This window comes from Caldicellulosiruptor obsidiansis OB47, from assembly GCF_000145215.1.
Classification (GTDB): Bacteria; Bacillota; Thermoanaerobacteria; order Caldicellulosiruptorales; family Caldicellulosiruptoraceae; genus Caldicellulosiruptor; species Caldicellulosiruptor obsidiansis.
Map to the genome: position 1 here is coordinate 1,013,404 of NC_014392.1, position 15,623 is coordinate 1,029,026.

Sequence of the window (15,623 nt, forward strand, 5' to 3'; positions counted from 1 at the left end):
GAAATGAGTGTGCTTGAGCGTATCTTGAGCTATAAAAAAGAAGAGGTAGAAAAGTGTAAAAATCTCATACCTGTTGAAAAAATAAAAAAACTTGCAGTTGAAAAGATTAAAAGTCAGTGTTCAGAAAACAAGTTCAAAAGAATATTCAAAAAAGAAAAATTCTGTATAATTGGTGAAATAAAAAGAGCATCACCTTCGGAGGGTGTAATATCAGAGGAGGCCAATGCAAAAGCAATAGCAAAGATGTATGAAGATTTAGGGTTTTTTGCTATATCAGTTTTGACAGAAAGGTTTTTTTTCAAGGGTTCGGAACAAGACTTGATTGAAGTAAAAAAAGCTGTATCTCTGCCTGTGCTAAGAAAAGACTTTATCATTGATATCTGGCAGCTTTACCAGACAAAGATGATAGGCGCAGACGCAGCTTTGCTTATTACGAAAGCTTTGTCAGAAAAACAGCTTACAATATTCATCAAAATTTTGGAAATTCTTGACATAGTACCGCTTGTTGAGGTTGAAAATGAATACGAAATTGAAAAAGCTTTGAAGTGTGGTGCAAAACTCATAGGAATCAACAACAGAAACCTGGATGATTTGTCGGTGGACATAACAAAGACAGAAAGGCTTTTGAAGTATATTCCAAAAGAAGTTGCTGTGATAAGCGAAAGCGGAATTAAAACAAAAGAAGATTTTGAATATATTCTTATGCTCGGTGTTGATGGATGTTTGATAGGGACATCTTTTATGAAATCACAAAATCCGCTTGAAATAATTGGTGATAGGATATGATAGTAAAGTTTTGCGGGCTAAAGAGGCTTGTTGATGTTGAGATGTGCAATAAACTTCAGCCTGATATGATAGGTTTAATATTTGCACCAAGTCCGAGAAAGGTTGAAAAGGACCTTGCAAAAGATATGGTTTTGGCAAAGAGTCCTTCAATAAAATCAGTGGGAGTTTTTAAAGACCAGAACATATCAGAGGTTATAGAAATAGCAACTTATCTTCAACTTGACTTTGTGCAGCTGCACGGCAAAGAAGATTATGAGTGTATAAAGCATTTGAAAGATCTTGGATTTAGGGTTATAAAGGCTATTGAAGTTGAAACTAAGGAAGATATAAAAAGAGCTAAACGCTATGTAGAAATAGCTGACTTTGTGCTTCTTGACAGACCTAAAGGCAGTAGTTTGGATATCACAGAATTTGCAAAACTTGCTGACTTTGATTATATCATTGCAGGTGGAATAACGCCTGAAAATATAGATAAGTTCTTAAATCTAAATCCAGTTGGGATTGACATCAGTTCAGGAATTGAAACAGATGGTTTTAAGGATTTTACAAAGATGAAAAAGATTATTGATAAGGTAAATAAATACAAGGTTGGTGAAACAAAAAATGGATAGGTATTTTGGAAGGTTTGGTGGAATGTATGCACCGGAAACTCTTATGCCAGCTCTTTTGGAGATAGAAGAAGAGTTTTGCAAGCTTGTGAAAGATGAAAATTTTATTCTTGAATATGAGTACTATCTTAAAAACTATGTTGGGAGACCATCGCCACTTTACTTTGCCAAAAACTTGAGCGAGCATCTTGGAGTTAAAATATATCTCAAAAGAGAAGACCTAAACCACACCGGTGCACATAAAATAAACAACTGCATTGGCCAGGCACTTTTGGCAAAGCATATGGGCAAAAAAAGACTTATTGCCGAGACAGGAGCAGGTCAGCACGGTGTTGCCACGGCTACAGTTGCTGCTCTTTTTGGGATGGAATGCGAGATATTTATGGGTGAAGAAGATGCAAAAAGGCAGTTTCATAACGTGCAGAGGATGAAAATGCTTGGCAGCAAGGTAAGAGTAGTTAATAAGGGAAGCAAGACCTTGAAAGACGCAATAAACGAGGCAATGCGTGACTGGAGCGAGACGTTTGAATACACCTTTTATCTTTTTGGCACGGCTGCAGGACCTCATCCATTCCCAACAATTGTAAAATACTTTCAAAGTGTGATCGGGAAAGAGACAAAAGAGCAGATAAAAAGGCTTGAAGGAAGACTTCCTGACTATATCTTTGCATGTGTTGGTGGTGGTTCTAATGCAATTGGCATCTTTTCAGCGTTTTTGGAAGATCATGAGATAAAACTTATTGGCGTTGAGGGTGCAGGAGAGGGAATACATACAGGCAAAACGGCTGCGACGCTATGTAGTGGGTCTGTCGGAATCTTGCATGGTGCAAAGACATATATTTTACAGGATGAGGAAGGGCAAATTCAAAACACACATTCAATCTCAGCAGGGCTTGACTACCCGGGTGTTGGACCAGAACATGCATATTTGAAAGAGACAGGAAGGGTTGAGTATGTAGGGGTTACTGACAAAGAAGCTGTGGAAGCATTTTTGCTGCTCACAAGGCTTGAAGGGATAATTCCAGCGCTGGAGTCGAGCCATGCCCTTGCAGAGGTTATTAAAAGGGCAAAGATGGGACTGTTCAAAACCGGTGACATTGTGGTTGTGAACCTTTCTGGAAGAGGTGATAAGGATATAAATACAGTACTTGAGCTTTGGAAGGATGATGAGCTATGAATTTAATAGATGAAAGATTTGAAAAGCTAAAAAAAGAGGGAAAAAAAGCCTTCATAGGCTATGTTACGTTTGGGTATCCCTCTTTTGAAGAGACACTTGATTATATAAAGCTTGTATATTCATATGTAGACATTTTAGAGATTGGTTTTCCTTTTTCTGACCCTATTGCAGATGGTGAGATTATTCAAAAAGCCTCAAGAAAAGCTCTCAGTGAAGGTGTTAAATTGAACCACCTTTTTGAAAGTATTGAAAAGTTTAAAAAAGATAAGCCGGTTGTGCTAATGCTGTATGCAAACACAGTTTACAAAAAGGGAATTGATAGATTTTTTGAAAGTAGCAAAACTTGCGGTGTGGATGGCGTGATAATTCCCGATGTTTCGTTTGAAGAGAGCTTTGAGTTCAAAGAAGTAGCTGAAAAGTTTGGTATTGTCTATATAGACCTTGTATCAATATCTTCTCTTGATAGAGCTAAGATGATAGCAAAGCAGGCTAAAGGTTTTTTGTACTGCGTTTCAAGAAAAGGTGTGACAGGCTTTAAAGGGCAGATTGATGATAGGATTTTTACTTTTCTAAAAGAACTAAAAACCGTTACCTCAACACCTTTGGCAGTTGGATTTGGTATAAAGAGTAAAGAAGATGTTGAGAAATTTAAAGACCTTGCAGATGGTATTGTTATTGGAAGCGCAATAATCACAAAGATAGATGAAGGAAAAGACAAACTTGAAGATTTTTTGAAAGAAATCTCAGAAAGTCTAAAAGACAAATAAATTTAAGGGGATGCGAAAACATCCCCTTTTTATATTTTCACCTTCCTACCGTGCTACGCTTCAGTTTACAGAAGCCTCCGTATTTTCACTTTCTTTCAAAAGCCGACTGATTTTCTTTGGTGTCTCCTCAATTTTTGAAAACTCTTCTGCTTCAAGATTCTCAAGTTCAACTGGCAGGTTGAATTCTTTTAAATTTATCAAGTTGTAATCAAAATAGATGTCACACCTGGGAGAAAACATTTCAAATCCCCCCTTCCAATATATATTATACCCTCTTTTTCGTTAATATGTTCGATGTATGCAGGGATACTTCAAAAATACATGTATATTTAAATCCCAAAATATTTGCTATAATTAAATATAGTTTGGCAAAAAGGAGAAAAGTAAAATGAGCGCTTTTATAGAGTTTAAAAATGTGAGCTTTTCGTATGTAAGCTCTGATGGGACAAGAACACCAGCTTTGATTGATATAAATCTTAAGATAGAAAGAGGAGAATTTGTTGCGATATTGGGACTGAATGGTTCTGGCAAATCAACCCTTGCAAAACTAATAAACGGTCTTTTAATTCCAGAAAAAGGTTACGTAATTGTAGATGGTATGAACACAAAAGATACAGAAAAAATCTGGGATATCAGAAGAAAGTGTGGATATATATTTCAAAACCCTGACAACCAGCTTGTTGCATCGATTGTTGAAGAAGATGTTGCATTTGGGCCTGAAAACTTAGGAATGCCGAGAGAAAAGATAAGAAAAGCTGTTGATAGTGCACTTTTGGCTGTTGAGATGATGGAGTACAAAAACCATCCTACGTACAAACTGTCTGGTGGACAAAAACAGAGGGTTGCAATTGCTGGTGTTCTGGCGATGAAGCCAGATTGCATAATACTTGATGAACCAACATCCATGCTTGATCCAAAGGGAAGAAAAGAAGTAATTTCAACTATAGAAAGGTTAAACAAGGAAGAGAAAAAGACAATTATTTTGGTTACACACAATGTCGATGAGATGCTCTTGAGCCAAAGAAGCATTGTGCTGGATAAAGGACATATAAAGTTTGATGGACCTTCGCTTGAGCTTTTAAAGCTTGACTGGTTTTATGATATGGGCTTTGACATGCCGCAAATTTTAAAACTCTCAATTGAGCTCAAAAAAAGAGGTGTAAAAACAAATAAGGAAATCTGGTCAGTTGACGAAATGGAGAGATTTTTATGTTCATTGAAATGAAAAATGTAGAGTTCATATATGGCTACAAAACACCATTTGAAAAAAAAGCGCTTGAAAATATAAACCTTTCGATAACAAAAGGTGAGTTTATAGGAATTATTGGCAAAACTGGTTCAGGCAAATCTACTTTGGTTCAGCTAATGAACGGGCTTTTAGTTCCGCAAATAGGTGATGTTTTTGTCGATGGTATAAATACAAGAGACAAAAAAAAGGTAAAAGAGATTCGAAAAAAGGTAGGGCTTGTGTTTCAATACCCTGAATATCAGTTGTTTGAAGAGACTGTTTACAAAGATATAGCGTTTGGTCCTCAAAACCTTGGATTTTCTGAAGAAGAAATAAAAAGAAAGGTAAAAGAGGTTTGCGACCTTTTGGAAATACCTCATCAACTTTTAGAAAAGTCGCCGTTTGAGCTTTCTGGTGGGCAGAAACGAAGGGTTGCAATAGCAGGGATACTTGCAATGGACCCCGAGTGCTTAATTCTTGATGAGCCAACAGCCGGGCTTGATATGCGTGGTCGGAAAAGAATTTTTAATATCATAGAAAGGCTTCACAAAGAAGCAAAGAAGACTATAATTTTGATATCTCATAGCTTAGAAGATGTTGCAATGCTCTGCGAAAGGGTTATTATTCTGAGCAAAGGAAAAATTAATTTTGACGGGTCAAAACATCAGGCTTTCGAGAATGTAGAACTTCTTGAAAAAAGTGGACTTTTACCGCCTGACATTCTTTATCTTCAGCACAGGTTAAAACTCAAGGGTTTTAAAATTGATAAATTTGAATATAGTATTGAAAAAGTTGCTGATATGATTGTAAAAAACCTACACTTGCCATTTGTAGAAGAAGGTGATGGATTCTGATGGTTGATTTTGTAATTGGACAATATATCAAGAAAGACTCTTTTGTTCACAGGCTTGACCCGAGAACGAAGGTGATAGTTCTCTTCTTTTTTTGTATTTCAATATTTGTAGTAAACAATTTTTATGGATATATATTTTTATTTGCTTTTATACTTTTATGGATTTTTCTTTCGCAAACAAACCCGCTTATACTTTTGCGCGGAACAAAACCTGTATTTGTATTTATACTTATAACAGTAGTTTTTAATCTCTTTATGACCCAGGGAAAGCCTCTAATAAAGATATCAGGGCTTGTTATAACCGACAAAGGAATAATACTTTCTGTTTTTTTGGTAATACGGCTTTTGTTGCTCATTTTTGCAACAAGCCTCCTTACTCTAACAACATCGCCAATTGAAATAACAGATGCTCTGGAAGTGTTATTAAAACCTCTAAAAAAGGTGAAATTTCCTGTTCATGAAATTTCTATGATGATGTCAATTGCCTTAAGGTTTATACCAACCATCTACGAAGAGGCAGACAAGATTATGAAGGCTCAAATGTCAAGGGGTGCGGACTTTGAAACAGGAGGATTAATAAAAAAAGCAAAATCACTTTTGCCGCTTTTAATTCCACTTTTTATTTCAGCTTTCAAAAGAGCAGATGAGCTTGCAATTGCGATGGAAGCGCGTTGTTACAGAGGGTCAGAAGGTCGTACAAAGCTCAAAAAACTTGAGTTTAGACTTTCTGACTATATTTCGTTTGTTGTATGTGGTATTTTAATCATACTTGCAATTGTTGTGAGGTGAAAGACTTGAGAAACATTCTCTTGACCATAGAATATGATGGAACAGGATATTTTGGGTGGCAAAAACAGCCCAATAAAAAGACCATTCAGGGAACAATTGAAGAGGCTATAAAAAAGTTGACAGGTGAAGAGGTAAACTTGATTGGTTCTGGAAGGACAGACAGAGGTGTTCATGCTTTGAATCAAAAAGCTAATTTTAAAACAAGTAGCAAAATACCAACAGACAAGTTTCCTCTTGCTTTAAATTCTGTGCTGCCTGGCGATATATCTGTAAAAGACGCAATTGAAGTGTCTTTAGATTTTTCTGCGCGATACAGTGCAAAGCAGAAGACTTATAAGTATCTCATTTATAACAAAAAAAGTCGTCCTGCGCTTTTGAGAAACTATGCGTATTATTATCCATACGAGCTTGATGTTGACGCTATGCAAAGAGCGTGTGAATATTTTATAGGAGAGTACGACTTTAAAAGTTTTTGTTCTGTTGATTCTGAGTCAAAAACAACCGTAAGGAGGATATACAATGCATATTTGACATTTGAAAATGAGTGTATTGCCATATATTTAACAGCCAATGGTTTTCTTTACAACATGGCAAGGATTATTGCAGGGACAATCTTGGATGTGGGAGCAGGAAAATTAAAACCAATGGATATTCCGCTTATAATAGAGAGCAAAGATAGAACCCTGGCAGGAAAGACCTTGCCACCCTGGGGGCTTTATCTTGTGGATGTGGCTTATTGACAAAAATAAATGGTGGGGATAATAGGACTCGAACCTATGACCTCTTGCATGTCAAGCAAGCGCTCTAACCAACTGAGCTATATCCCCACCACTTAACTATTTACTTTTTGCAATATGTATTATAACATATATTTTGTAAAATGCAAGTATCAAATAAAGGCTACCGTTGAACATAAAGGAAAATATAAATAAGGTAACAGGGAGTACGTTAAATGAGAAAGTTTTCGAGAATTTTACTCTACAGCATGGTTATTCTAATTTTTATATTTGTAATTACAGAAGCATCAATAATCGTTTTTGGCATTTCTGCAAAACCTAAAAAGTCAGACTGTATAATTGTTTTGGGCTGTGCAGTTTATGGCAATTTCCCAAGTCCGTTTTTTCGAGAAAGACTTAACAAAGCTTTTGAACTTTATAAAAAAGACTATGCAAGGTACATAATTGTCTGTGGTGCAAAAGGTGCGGGTGAAAACATTTCTGAAGCTGAGGCAGGAAAGAGGTATCTTATAGGTAAAGGAGTTTTGCCTGAGTTTATTTTAAAGGAAGATAGATCTTTTTCGACGTATGAAAATCTTCTCAATGTAAAAAGGATTATGAACAGAAGAGGTTTTAAGAGTGCTATAATAGTTTCAAACATGTTTCATCTGGAAAGAGCGTATTTGATTGCTAAAAAACTGAAAATAAATGCATCAGTTTCGGGTGTATATGTACAGCAGTATTCATATGAAGAATACAAAGGTTTTATACGTGAAATTATGGCTTTATGGTACGAAATTTTCAAAACTCTTAAGCCCTTCTGATTTTTCTCGACCAAATAACTATTGACAACTAAAAAATTAGGTATTATAATATTCACTGTGCAAAGGGGAAAAATGAGCGGGTGTAGTTCAATGGTAGAACACCAGCCTTCCAAGCTGGCAGCGTGGGTTCGATTCCCATCACCCGCTCCAAAAAGAATATAATACCCTCACCAGCAAATAAGCTGGTGAGGGTTTTTTGTTTTCTATTTAAAAACAAAATATTCTATTTCGACAAAATATTACATAAAATACTGAAGGGTTTTTTAGGGTAATATAGAATTAGAAATAATATAACTTTCAAATCGAGGTGCAATAAAATGGATTTTGAAGCAATCATTATGGAAGGAACACTGATTTTAAAGATAAAAGGTGAGCTTGACCAGTACAATGCAGACAGATACCGACTCAGATTTGATATGAAAATTGTAAGTCCAGAAGTTCAAAAGGTTGTAATAGACATTTCAGAGCTTTCGTTTATGGACTCATCAGGTGTTGGTTTTCTTGTAGGAAGGTTTAAAACAGCAAAAGCATTTGCAAAAGAACTTGTTCTTGTTTGCAACTCAAACTATATCAACAAGCTTTTATCAACTTGTGGAATAGAAAAGCTGATAAAGAAATATACAACTATTGAAGAGGCATTGAGTTAAATTAAAAGAATTGAAAGGGTGTGAATTTTTAACAATGAAGGTTTTGAATTATATGGAACTAAAAATTCCGTCAAAAGCTCAAAACGAATCATTTGCAAGAGTTGCTGTTGCTGCGTTTGTTGCCCAGCTTGACCCGACTCTGGATGAAATTACCGAAATAAAAACTGCTGTATCTGAAGCTGTAACAAATTCAATAATTCATGCATATGAGGATAAAATTGGGGAAATAATAATAAAAGGAAAGATTTATGAAAATTATGTTGTTGAGATTGAAGTAATTGACTTTGGTAAAGGAATTGAAGATGTTGAACTTGCTCGGCAACCACTCTTTACAACAAAACCTGATCAGGAGCGCTCTGGCATGGGATTTACTGTGATGGAAACATTCATGGATAAGCTTGAGATTACATCAGAGGTTGGTAAAGGTACATGTGTCAAGATGCTTAAAGCTATTAAAAAACGAAAGAGCGAGGGTGTAGAAAATTGAGCAAGGCTTCCCAGGAGGAATTGATAAGTAAGGCTAAAAACGGCGATAAAGTTGCACGCCAGCAGCTGATAGAAAGTAATCTTGCGCTTGTGTGGAGTGTTGTAAAAAAGTTTGCAGCAAAAGGAGTAGAGCTTGAGGATTTGTTCCAGATAGGTTGCATAGGGCTTATAAAGGCTGTTGACAGGTTTGACCCGTCGTTTAATGTAAGGTTTTCAACATATGCTGTTCCTATGATAATTGGTGAGATAAAAAGGTATTTGCGTGATGATGGCAGGATAAAGGTTTCACGAAAGATAAAAGAAAATCAGAGTAAAATAAAGAAACTGAGAAACCAGTTTGTATCAGACAATGGGAGAGAACCAACAATTTCAGAAATTTCACAGTTGACAGGACTTTCAAGTGAAGAGATTTTGCTTTGTATGGATGCGTCGTCAGAAGTTGCGTCGTTGAGTGAGGTTATAAATCAAGAAGAAGGGAAGCCTATAACTCTTATGGACCTTGCATCTGACGAAGAAGATTATTCAACAAAACTTTTGGATTTGATGGCACTAAAAGAAGGGCTTAAGAAATTAAAAGGACGGGAACGCTACATAATATTTATGCGCTACTTTAAAAACAAAACACAATCTGAGATTGCAAAACAGCTCAATATCTCCCAGGTACATGTATCAAGGATTGAAAAAAGAGCTTTGGAGAGGATAAAAAGGGAGTTTGTTTGACACGCTGTGATTGAGAAAGCGTGTCTTTTATTTTTATATAGAAATTTTTTCCCTTTTGTGATTTAATATAAGTAAAATTCCCTATTTAATTTTTAAAGACTTCAATGGAAAAACTAATTGAATTTTTCTTCCCGCCGAGGTGTGCATTTTGCGGCAAACTTGGCAAAAGCCCGTGCGAGGATTGTAAGAAAAATATAAGGTTTATTTCAGGCAATGCGTGTCAAAAATGCGGAATACCTATTGGTGATACTGCTTTGCCGTTTTGTCCTTCTTGTCTTAGAGAAAACTTTGCATTTGAAAGAGTTTTTCCAGTATTCTACTATGAAGGGGTAGTGCGAAAAGGAGTTCATCTTTTCAAGTACAGAGGTTTTTATCAAAATGCAATAACCTTCTCAAGGCTTATGGTTAAAAAGATTCTTGAAGCCAATATAAATGCCGATATAATAACCTTTGTGCCAACAAGTCGTGATAGATATTTGCAAAGGGGTTTTAACCATTCCTTTTTGCTTGCAAAAAATATCGGGAAGATACTTAAAATTCCAACGATTGACCTTCTTACAAGAGTAGGTTATACAAAACCTTTTTATAACCTTTCACGCCAGGAAAGGCAAAGAGAGATAAAGGGTAAAATTAAGCTTAAAAAAGGGTATGAAAATATTATAAAAGGCAAAAAGGTTATTCTTGTTGACGACATCTTCACAACAGGTGCAACAGCAAATGAGTGTTCAACAGTTTTGCTTGAAAATGGTGTAAAATGCGTTTTTGTCTCTGTTCTTGCGATAACAAAGTTTACAAGGTAAAGTGCCAATTTAAAATTTTAGAAGGGGGTTTTAAAATATGGATGTCAGAAACTGTCGAAGATGTGGTAAAATTTATATTTACGACGGAAGTCCTATCTGCCCTCAGTGCAGAAAAGAGGAGGAAGAGGATTTCAAAAAAGTGAAAGAGTATCTTTATGACCATCCTGGTGCAACCTTGCCAGAGGTGTCAAACGCAACAGGCGTGTCACCTGAAAAGATTTTAAGGTTTTTAAAGGAAGAAAGGCTTGAGATTGTCGGTGAGAGCAATATTATTTTAGAGTGTGAAAGGTGTGGGAAAGCAATTAAGACAGGAAGGCTTTGCGATGAGTGCAAAAGAGAAGTTGGGGCAAGGTTTTTGAGCTATCTTGACGACAAAAAACTTCAAGAGACTAAAAAGAAAAATGAAGAGTTTGCTAAAAGAAAAGAAGCAGGTTACAGGTATCTTTCAAAGGACATTGAAGAGAATGATGATAGATGAAAATTTAATGATATAAATTTGTTAAACTTTTTTGAATTTCTCACGATATATACTTTAGAAGAAGCTTTGGAAAGGTTAGGGCAGGGATATAAAATGAGAATAGAAGATAGGATGAGAATATTTCAGATTTACACACAGACTGCAAACACATCTAAAGTAGAAAAAAAGAAAGAAAGAATTTTTACTGACAAGATTGAAATATCAAGCGAAGCAAGAGATTTTCAGGCAATTTTGAATGCAATAAAGCTCACACCTGACGTTCGTGAAGAGAAGGTAAATGAAATAAAAAAGAAGATTGACTCTGGCATATACAATATATCTGGCAGAGATGTTGTTGAAAAGCTAATAAGAGAATACAAAGTTTCAAAAAAGAGTGAGTAAGTTTTCTGGCTGCTTTTAAATTGATAGCAGCCTTAATGTTTATTTGTAGGTGTCAGTCAGTAGTTTTTTATATTAAAGAGTGGGAAGGAAGCAGGAAAATGAATTATGTAAAAAAATAATTGAACTTTTAGAAGAAGAATATAAGGTGTTTGAAAAGGTGTTGAACCTCAGTAATGAAAAAACAAAATACATTGTAGAAAACAATCTTTCAGGCCTGATTGAACTTTCAAATCAGGAGAAAAAAGAGGCAGAGACAATCAGCAAGCTTGAAAGAGAAAGACAGGAAATTTTAGATGCCTTGTCAAAAGAAAAAATATTGCTATTGCCAATCTAAATGACCTTGCATTCATCGCCACACCTAATGAATGGCGAAAGATAAATGATTTGAAAGCAAAACTTGGCGAAATTATTTTTAAGCTTAAAAAAGCAAATGACCTTAACGCTTTTTTAGTTTCAAGTGCGCTTGAGTATATAGATTTTATGACAAATGTAATTTCATCGTATTTTTCGGACAACACTACATATCAAAAGGATGGGCAAACAAGTGCGCAAAAGAAAAACCTTTTTGATGTTAAGCTGTAGAAAAAAGGAGTTGAAATAGAATGTCGTTTTACGGACTTGAAATTGCAAGGACAGGTATATTTGTCAACAGAAAAGGGCTTGAGGTGACATCGCACAACGTTGCCAATGCTTCAACCCCAGGGTATACAAGACAGGTTTTAAATGTAAAGTCAAATCCGCCATCCAGCAAGGTTGGTTTTTACAGTCCAAAGTTTCAAGTTGGCATGGGTGCTGATGTGCAAAGCCTTGAGCAGATAAGAGACATGTTTTTAGATATGCAATATAGAAACGAATATTCACGCCAGGGAGAGTACGAAATAAAAGCTGATAACCTGAATTTTATAGAATCCATATTCAATGAACCGAGCGACACGGGACTGTCGGCTGTTATAGACCAATTTTTCTCAAGTTTGCAGGAGCTTTCAAAAAATCCAGAAAGCTTAACAGTTCGTGCGCTTGTTCGCCAGAGAGCTCAAGCTTTAACTGATGCGATACATAAGATGTATAAACAGCTTGAAGATTTGCAGAGCGAGCTAAATGACCAGGTATATGATAAAATTTTGGAAATAAACAGCATAGCTTCCCAGATTGCAGATTTAAACCAGCAGATATTTGTTTTAGAGCTCAGAGGCGAAAAAGCAAACGATCTTCGCGACCAGAGAAATCTTCTTGTTGACAAGCTTTCTAAGATTGTTGACACAACCGCTTATGAAGATAAAGATGGCAGGTTCGTTGTCCAGATAGCTGGAGGAGAGACTTTGGTAAATCACTTTACAGTCTATGAGCTTGAGACAGACAAATCAAAGATTATGAGAAAAAGCGGGTTTGACTCAAGTGGTCAGCCAACGGGATTTAAACCAGATGATCCTCTTTCACAACAAAATCTTTATGACGTTCCAGGACTTTTTGTTGTTATGTGGAAGGACACAGGGCAGGTTTTGAATATAAAGTCAGGTGAGCTAAAAGGACTATTGGATATGCGAGACGGTGTTGGTGGTCTGGATGAAGATGTGTCTGTAAATGGTCAGCCAGTTGATGTTCCCAATAAAAATTCTTTTACAGGTATTCCTTATTATTTGAACAGACTCAATGAATTTGCACAAAAGCTTATCGAAAAGTTCAATGAACTTCACACACAGGGCTGGTCACTCAACGGACAAAATACAGGTATAAACTTTTTCGAACCACCTGTTGGCCAGACATTTTTCTATGCAAGGTATATAAAAGTCTCTGATGCTATTATGAACGACCTTAACAACATTGCAACAACTTATGATGCAAGTAATCTTCCAGGTGGAAATGACCTTGTTGTTGATATGCTGAAGCTAAGAAATGACACCTCAATTTTCAAAGAAGGAAAGTTTGAAGATTTTCTAAAATCTTTGATTTCTAACCTTGGAGTTGACTCTCAGGGGGCAAAAAATTTTGCAGAAAACCAAAAAGTAATGGTTACCCAGCTTGACAACAGACGCCAGGCAGTATCAGGTGTTTCGATAGATGAAGAGATGACAAATCTTATCAAGTATCAGCATGGTTTTCAGGCCTCAGCAAGAATGATAAACGCTTTTGACGAGATGCTTGATGTTATAGTCAACAGGCTTGGTATTGTTGGAAGATAGCAGGCTTTTTAAAGAATGAGAAGTTTGTGAGGTGAAGCTTTCGTGAGAATTACAAACAATATGATGGTCAACAACTTTTTGATAAATCTTAATAAGAACTTAAAAAGATTAGATGATATTCAGTACAAAATGGCAATAGGCAAAAAAATTCGCTATCCATCAGATGACCCAGTAATCACTGCAAGGTCTTTGAGGCTAAGAACAGACGTATCTGAAATAGAACAGCTTCAAAAAAACGTAGATGATGCGGTATCGTGGGTTGATACTACAGAAAGTGCTCTTGCGGATATAAATGAAAGTCTTCAGCGGGTAAGAGAACTTGCTGTGCGTGGTGCAAACGGAACAAACACAAAAGAAGACATGGCTCAGATTGCAAAAGAGGTTGCACAGATAAAACAGCATATAATTCAGGTTGGGAATACAAACTATGCAGGAAGGTATATCTTCTCTGGGTTTAAAACAGACACAGCACCTATAAATTCTGACGGTTCTTTTTCAGACACGGGTGATTTTTCTTCTTCTGGTGGATATTCTATTGATTTGTCAACTGGCAATAACATTATTCAATTTGAGCTTATGAAAGCAAACTATATAAATATTAACAAGACAGCTAATCAGGTTTTTTATATTCAGGGTGAAACTGACGAAAACAAAGGGAACTTATTTAAGGTGCTGGATAATTTAATAAATGCTCTTCAAAATGGTGATGCAACTACAGTAAACTCACTTTTGAGCGATATTGACAGGCACATTGACAACGTTGTTGCACAGCGTGGCGATGTAGGAGCACTTCAGAACAGGCTTGAGCTTATTAAAAACAGGCTAAGCGACGACAATGTTAACTTTACAACATTGCTATCAAACAACGAAGATGTTGACATGGCAGAGATTATAATGCAGCTCAAAACTGCAGAAAATGTTTACAGGGCAGCACTTCAGACAGGTGCTCAGATTTTGCCACCAACACTTTTGGATTTTTTGAGATTTTAAATAGCGTTTAGCAAGATTGTATTGAGGAAGTGCTGAAAATGCAGATCCAAAGAATTCAAATTCATCAGGAATTTGTTAGAGTAAAGCTTTCTCAGGAGCATGTAAAGGTAAGGATAAACCAGGACAGGTGTTGGGAAGAGGTAAACCTTGGTTCAACAGACTACCTTGTTCGAAGTTCTGCACAAAGGGGTTATGAACAGGTTTTAAGATATATACAAAAGACAGCAGAAAATGGCAACAAGCTTGCAAGAATAGAAGATGGTGGTCAGCCTATAATTGACATCTGCATAGAAGAGGCATTTCCTGAGTACGACTATAATGTTGATATAATACCAAAAAGCCGCCCGCAAATCTATTTTGAAGGTGGCAAGGTTTATATAGATTTTGAGATGGGTAAGGTTGATGTGAGGGTATGAATTAATAAAGTTCTAAAGGAAATTGTGGATTATTTAAAACTATAAAAAGGGAGAATAAAAAATGGTAGTTCAAAAGTCAGTGGTACAGTCAAGGGTATTTGGAGAGCTTGAAGTAAATGAAGAGAATATAATAACCTTTGAAGAAGGAATTCCTGCGTTTGAAAATTTGAAAAAATTTGTAATTGTCAAAGAAGAAGACAGTCCATTTTTGTGGTTACAGTCGATCGAAGATAAAGACATCGCATTTGTTATCATCAATCCATTTAACATAAAACCTGACTATGAATTTGACATAAGCGAGGAAGTTTTAAAAAAGCTTGAGATAAAATCAGAAAAAGATGTTGCAGTTTTTTGCATTGTTGTAATTCCAGAAGATATAAAACAAACAAGAGTAAACCTAAAAGCCCCAATTATTATAAATGTGAACAAGAGAAAGGGAATGCAATATCTTTTAGATGATGAAAGATACCCGCTTAAGTATTACCTTTTTGAAAATTCAAATTCAAACGTGCAGAAATGAGGTATACAGAAGATGCTTGTACTTTCACGAAAAGAAGGTGACCAGGTTCTAATTGGAGAAAATATAATCATAAAAGTCATCAGCATAGAAAAAGACTGTGTAAAACTTGGAATAGACGCTCCAAAGAATGTGAAGGTTTTACGATATGAACTACTTCAAGAAGTCAAAAACGAAAATGTTGAAGCTTTGCAGGGTAAAGAGAGACTCAGCAAGATTAAAGATTTAAAAGAGATTTTGTCAGATGAGCAAGGATGAAA

The 15,623-nt window shown here is 35.9% G+C and carries 23 protein-coding genes and 2 tRNA genes; 23 read left to right on the top strand and 2 right to left on the bottom strand.

Annotation, left to right across the window (positions count from 1 at the left end):
* The first annotated feature begins 3 nt into the window (after window positions 1-3).
* The 4 genes from trpC to trpA are packed head-to-tail and all read left to right on the top strand — an operon-like array spanning window position 4 to window position 3,338.
* The gene (trpC, locus tag COB47_RS04470) at window positions 4-786 is read left to right on the top strand and encodes an indole-3-glycerol phosphate synthase TrpC (protein WP_013290201.1); all 783 of its coding nucleotides are present in this window, start codon (window positions 4-6) and stop codon (window positions 784-786) included.
* Entirely contained in the window at window positions 783-1,397 is a 615-nt protein-coding gene (locus COB47_RS04475) for a phosphoribosylanthranilate isomerase (protein ID WP_013290202.1), read from the top strand. Before trpC ends, COB47_RS04475 begins: the two co-directional genes overlap by 4 nt.
* Complete coding sequence (gene trpB / locus COB47_RS04480) at window positions 1,390-2,571, top strand: tryptophan synthase subunit beta (RefSeq protein ID WP_013290203.1); 1,182 nt, start codon at window positions 1,390-1,392, stop codon at window positions 2,569-2,571. The genes COB47_RS04475 and trpB overlap by 8 nt, the downstream gene beginning before the upstream one ends.
* Window positions 2,568-3,338 (top strand): tryptophan synthase subunit alpha, encoded by a 771-nt coding sequence (trpA, locus tag COB47_RS04485; RefSeq protein ID WP_013290204.1) that lies wholly within the window; start codon window positions 2,568-2,570, stop codon window positions 3,336-3,338. Before trpB ends, trpA begins: the two co-directional genes overlap by 4 nt.
* A 60-nt stretch (window positions 3,339-3,398) precedes the next feature.
* Here the strand turns inward: trpA and COB47_RS04490 are convergent, their stop codons facing one another.
* The gene (locus COB47_RS04490; RefSeq protein WP_013290205.1) at window positions 3,399-3,578 is read right to left on the bottom strand and encodes a hypothetical protein; all 180 of its coding nucleotides are present in this window, start codon (window positions 3,576-3,578) and stop codon (window positions 3,399-3,401) included.
* A gap of 148 nt (window positions 3,579-3,726) precedes the next feature.
* On the opposite strand from COB47_RS04490, the gene COB47_RS04495 reads away from it, so the two are divergent.
* The 4 genes from COB47_RS04495 to truA are packed head-to-tail and all read left to right on the top strand — an operon-like array spanning window position 3,727 to window position 6,948.
* On the top strand, window positions 3,727-4,563 hold the full coding sequence (locus COB47_RS04495; RefSeq protein WP_013290206.1) for an energy-coupling factor transporter ATPase: 837 nt from the start codon (window positions 3,727-3,729) through the stop codon (window positions 4,561-4,563).
* Window positions 4,548-5,420, top strand: a complete 873-nt coding sequence (locus tag COB47_RS04500; protein WP_013290207.1) for an energy-coupling factor transporter ATPase — start codon at window positions 4,548-4,550, stop codon at window positions 5,418-5,420. Before COB47_RS04495 ends, COB47_RS04500 begins: the two co-directional genes overlap by 16 nt.
* A complete protein-coding gene (locus tag COB47_RS04505; RefSeq protein WP_013290208.1) occupies window positions 5,420-6,208 on the top strand; it encodes an energy-coupling factor transporter transmembrane component T family protein in 789 nt (262 codons plus the stop codon). The genes COB47_RS04500 and COB47_RS04505 overlap by 1 nt, the downstream gene beginning before the upstream one ends.
* Window positions 6,209-6,213: 5 nt before the next feature.
* Window positions 6,214-6,948 (top strand): tRNA pseudouridine(38-40) synthase TruA, encoded by a 735-nt coding sequence (truA, locus tag COB47_RS04510; protein ID WP_013290209.1) that lies wholly within the window; start codon window positions 6,214-6,216, stop codon window positions 6,946-6,948.
* 10 nt (window positions 6,949-6,958) lie between these two features.
* Here truA and COB47_RS04515 read toward each other — a convergent pair.
* Window positions 6,959-7,035: transfer RNA gene (locus COB47_RS04515), tRNA-Val, on the bottom strand.
* A gap of 125 nt (window positions 7,036-7,160) precedes the next feature.
* On the opposite strand from COB47_RS04515, the gene COB47_RS04520 reads away from it, so the two are divergent.
* The 15 genes from COB47_RS04520 to csrA all read left to right on the top strand — a co-directional run bounded on the left by COB47_RS04520 (window position 7,161) and on the right by csrA (window position 15,621).
* Complete coding sequence (locus COB47_RS04520) at window positions 7,161-7,748, top strand: YdcF family protein (protein WP_013290210.1); 588 nt, start codon at window positions 7,161-7,163, stop codon at window positions 7,746-7,748.
* Window positions 7,749-7,824: 76 nt separating this feature from the next.
* Window positions 7,825-7,898 (top strand) — tRNA-Gly (locus COB47_RS04525).
* 167 nt (window positions 7,899-8,065) lie between these two features.
* Window positions 8,066-8,395: an anti-sigma factor antagonist gene (locus COB47_RS04530; RefSeq protein ID WP_013290211.1), complete on the top strand. Its 330-nt coding sequence runs from the start codon at window positions 8,066-8,068 to the stop codon at window positions 8,393-8,395.
* Between the two features lie 52 nt (window positions 8,396-8,447).
* The gene (spoIIAB, locus tag COB47_RS04535) at window positions 8,448-8,882 is read left to right on the top strand and encodes an anti-sigma F factor (RefSeq protein WP_013290212.1); all 435 of its coding nucleotides are present in this window, start codon (window positions 8,448-8,450) and stop codon (window positions 8,880-8,882) included.
* Window positions 8,879-9,601: a SigF/SigG family RNA polymerase sporulation sigma factor gene (locus tag COB47_RS04540; RefSeq protein ID WP_013290213.1), complete on the top strand. Its 723-nt coding sequence runs from the start codon at window positions 8,879-8,881 to the stop codon at window positions 9,599-9,601. Before spoIIAB ends, COB47_RS04540 begins: the two co-directional genes overlap by 4 nt.
* Before the next feature lie 104 nt (window positions 9,602-9,705).
* Window positions 9,706-10,401: a ComF family protein gene (locus COB47_RS04545; protein ID WP_013290214.1), complete on the top strand. Its 696-nt coding sequence runs from the start codon at window positions 9,706-9,708 to the stop codon at window positions 10,399-10,401.
* A 37-nt stretch (window positions 10,402-10,438) separates the two neighbouring features.
* A complete protein-coding gene (locus COB47_RS04550; protein WP_013290215.1) occupies window positions 10,439-10,879 on the top strand; it encodes a TIGR03826 family flagellar region protein in 441 nt (146 codons plus the stop codon).
* 93 nt (window positions 10,880-10,972) lie between these two features.
* Complete coding sequence (flgM, locus tag COB47_RS04555) at window positions 10,973-11,260, top strand: flagellar biosynthesis anti-sigma factor FlgM (RefSeq protein WP_013290216.1); 288 nt, start codon at window positions 10,973-10,975, stop codon at window positions 11,258-11,260.
* Window positions 11,261-11,339: 79 nt separating this feature from the next.
* A complete protein-coding gene (gene flgN / locus COB47_RS12760; RefSeq protein ID WP_013290217.1) occupies window positions 11,340-11,594 on the top strand; it encodes a flagellar export chaperone FlgN in 255 nt (84 codons plus the stop codon).
* A gap of 50 nt (window positions 11,595-11,644) precedes the next feature.
* Complete coding sequence (gene flgN / locus COB47_RS12765; RefSeq protein ID WP_272941044.1) at window positions 11,645-11,842, top strand: flagellar export chaperone FlgN; 198 nt, start codon at window positions 11,645-11,647, stop codon at window positions 11,840-11,842.
* Window positions 11,843-11,862: 20 nt separating this feature from the next.
* On the top strand, window positions 11,863-13,440 hold the full coding sequence (gene flgK / locus COB47_RS04565) for a flagellar hook-associated protein FlgK (protein ID WP_013290218.1): 1,578 nt from the start codon (window positions 11,863-11,865) through the stop codon (window positions 13,438-13,440).
* Window positions 13,441-13,482: 42 nt separating this feature from the next.
* Window positions 13,483-14,430, top strand: coding sequence for a flagellar hook-associated protein FlgL (gene flgL, locus COB47_RS04570; RefSeq protein WP_013290219.1), 948 nt, complete (start codon window positions 13,483-13,485; stop codon window positions 14,428-14,430).
* Between the two features lie 38 nt (window positions 14,431-14,468).
* Window positions 14,469-14,846 (top strand): DUF6470 family protein, encoded by a 378-nt coding sequence (locus COB47_RS04575; RefSeq protein ID WP_013290220.1) that lies wholly within the window; start codon window positions 14,469-14,471, stop codon window positions 14,844-14,846.
* A gap of 61 nt (window positions 14,847-14,907) precedes the next feature.
* Complete coding sequence (gene fliW / locus COB47_RS04580) at window positions 14,908-15,366, top strand: flagellar assembly protein FliW (RefSeq protein ID WP_013290221.1); 459 nt, start codon at window positions 14,908-14,910, stop codon at window positions 15,364-15,366.
* A 12-nt stretch (window positions 15,367-15,378) separates the two neighbouring features.
* The gene (gene csrA / locus COB47_RS04585) at window positions 15,379-15,621 is read left to right on the top strand and encodes a carbon storage regulator CsrA (RefSeq protein ID WP_013290222.1); all 243 of its coding nucleotides are present in this window, start codon (window positions 15,379-15,381) and stop codon (window positions 15,619-15,621) included.
* Window positions 15,622-15,623: the final 2 nt, after the last annotated feature.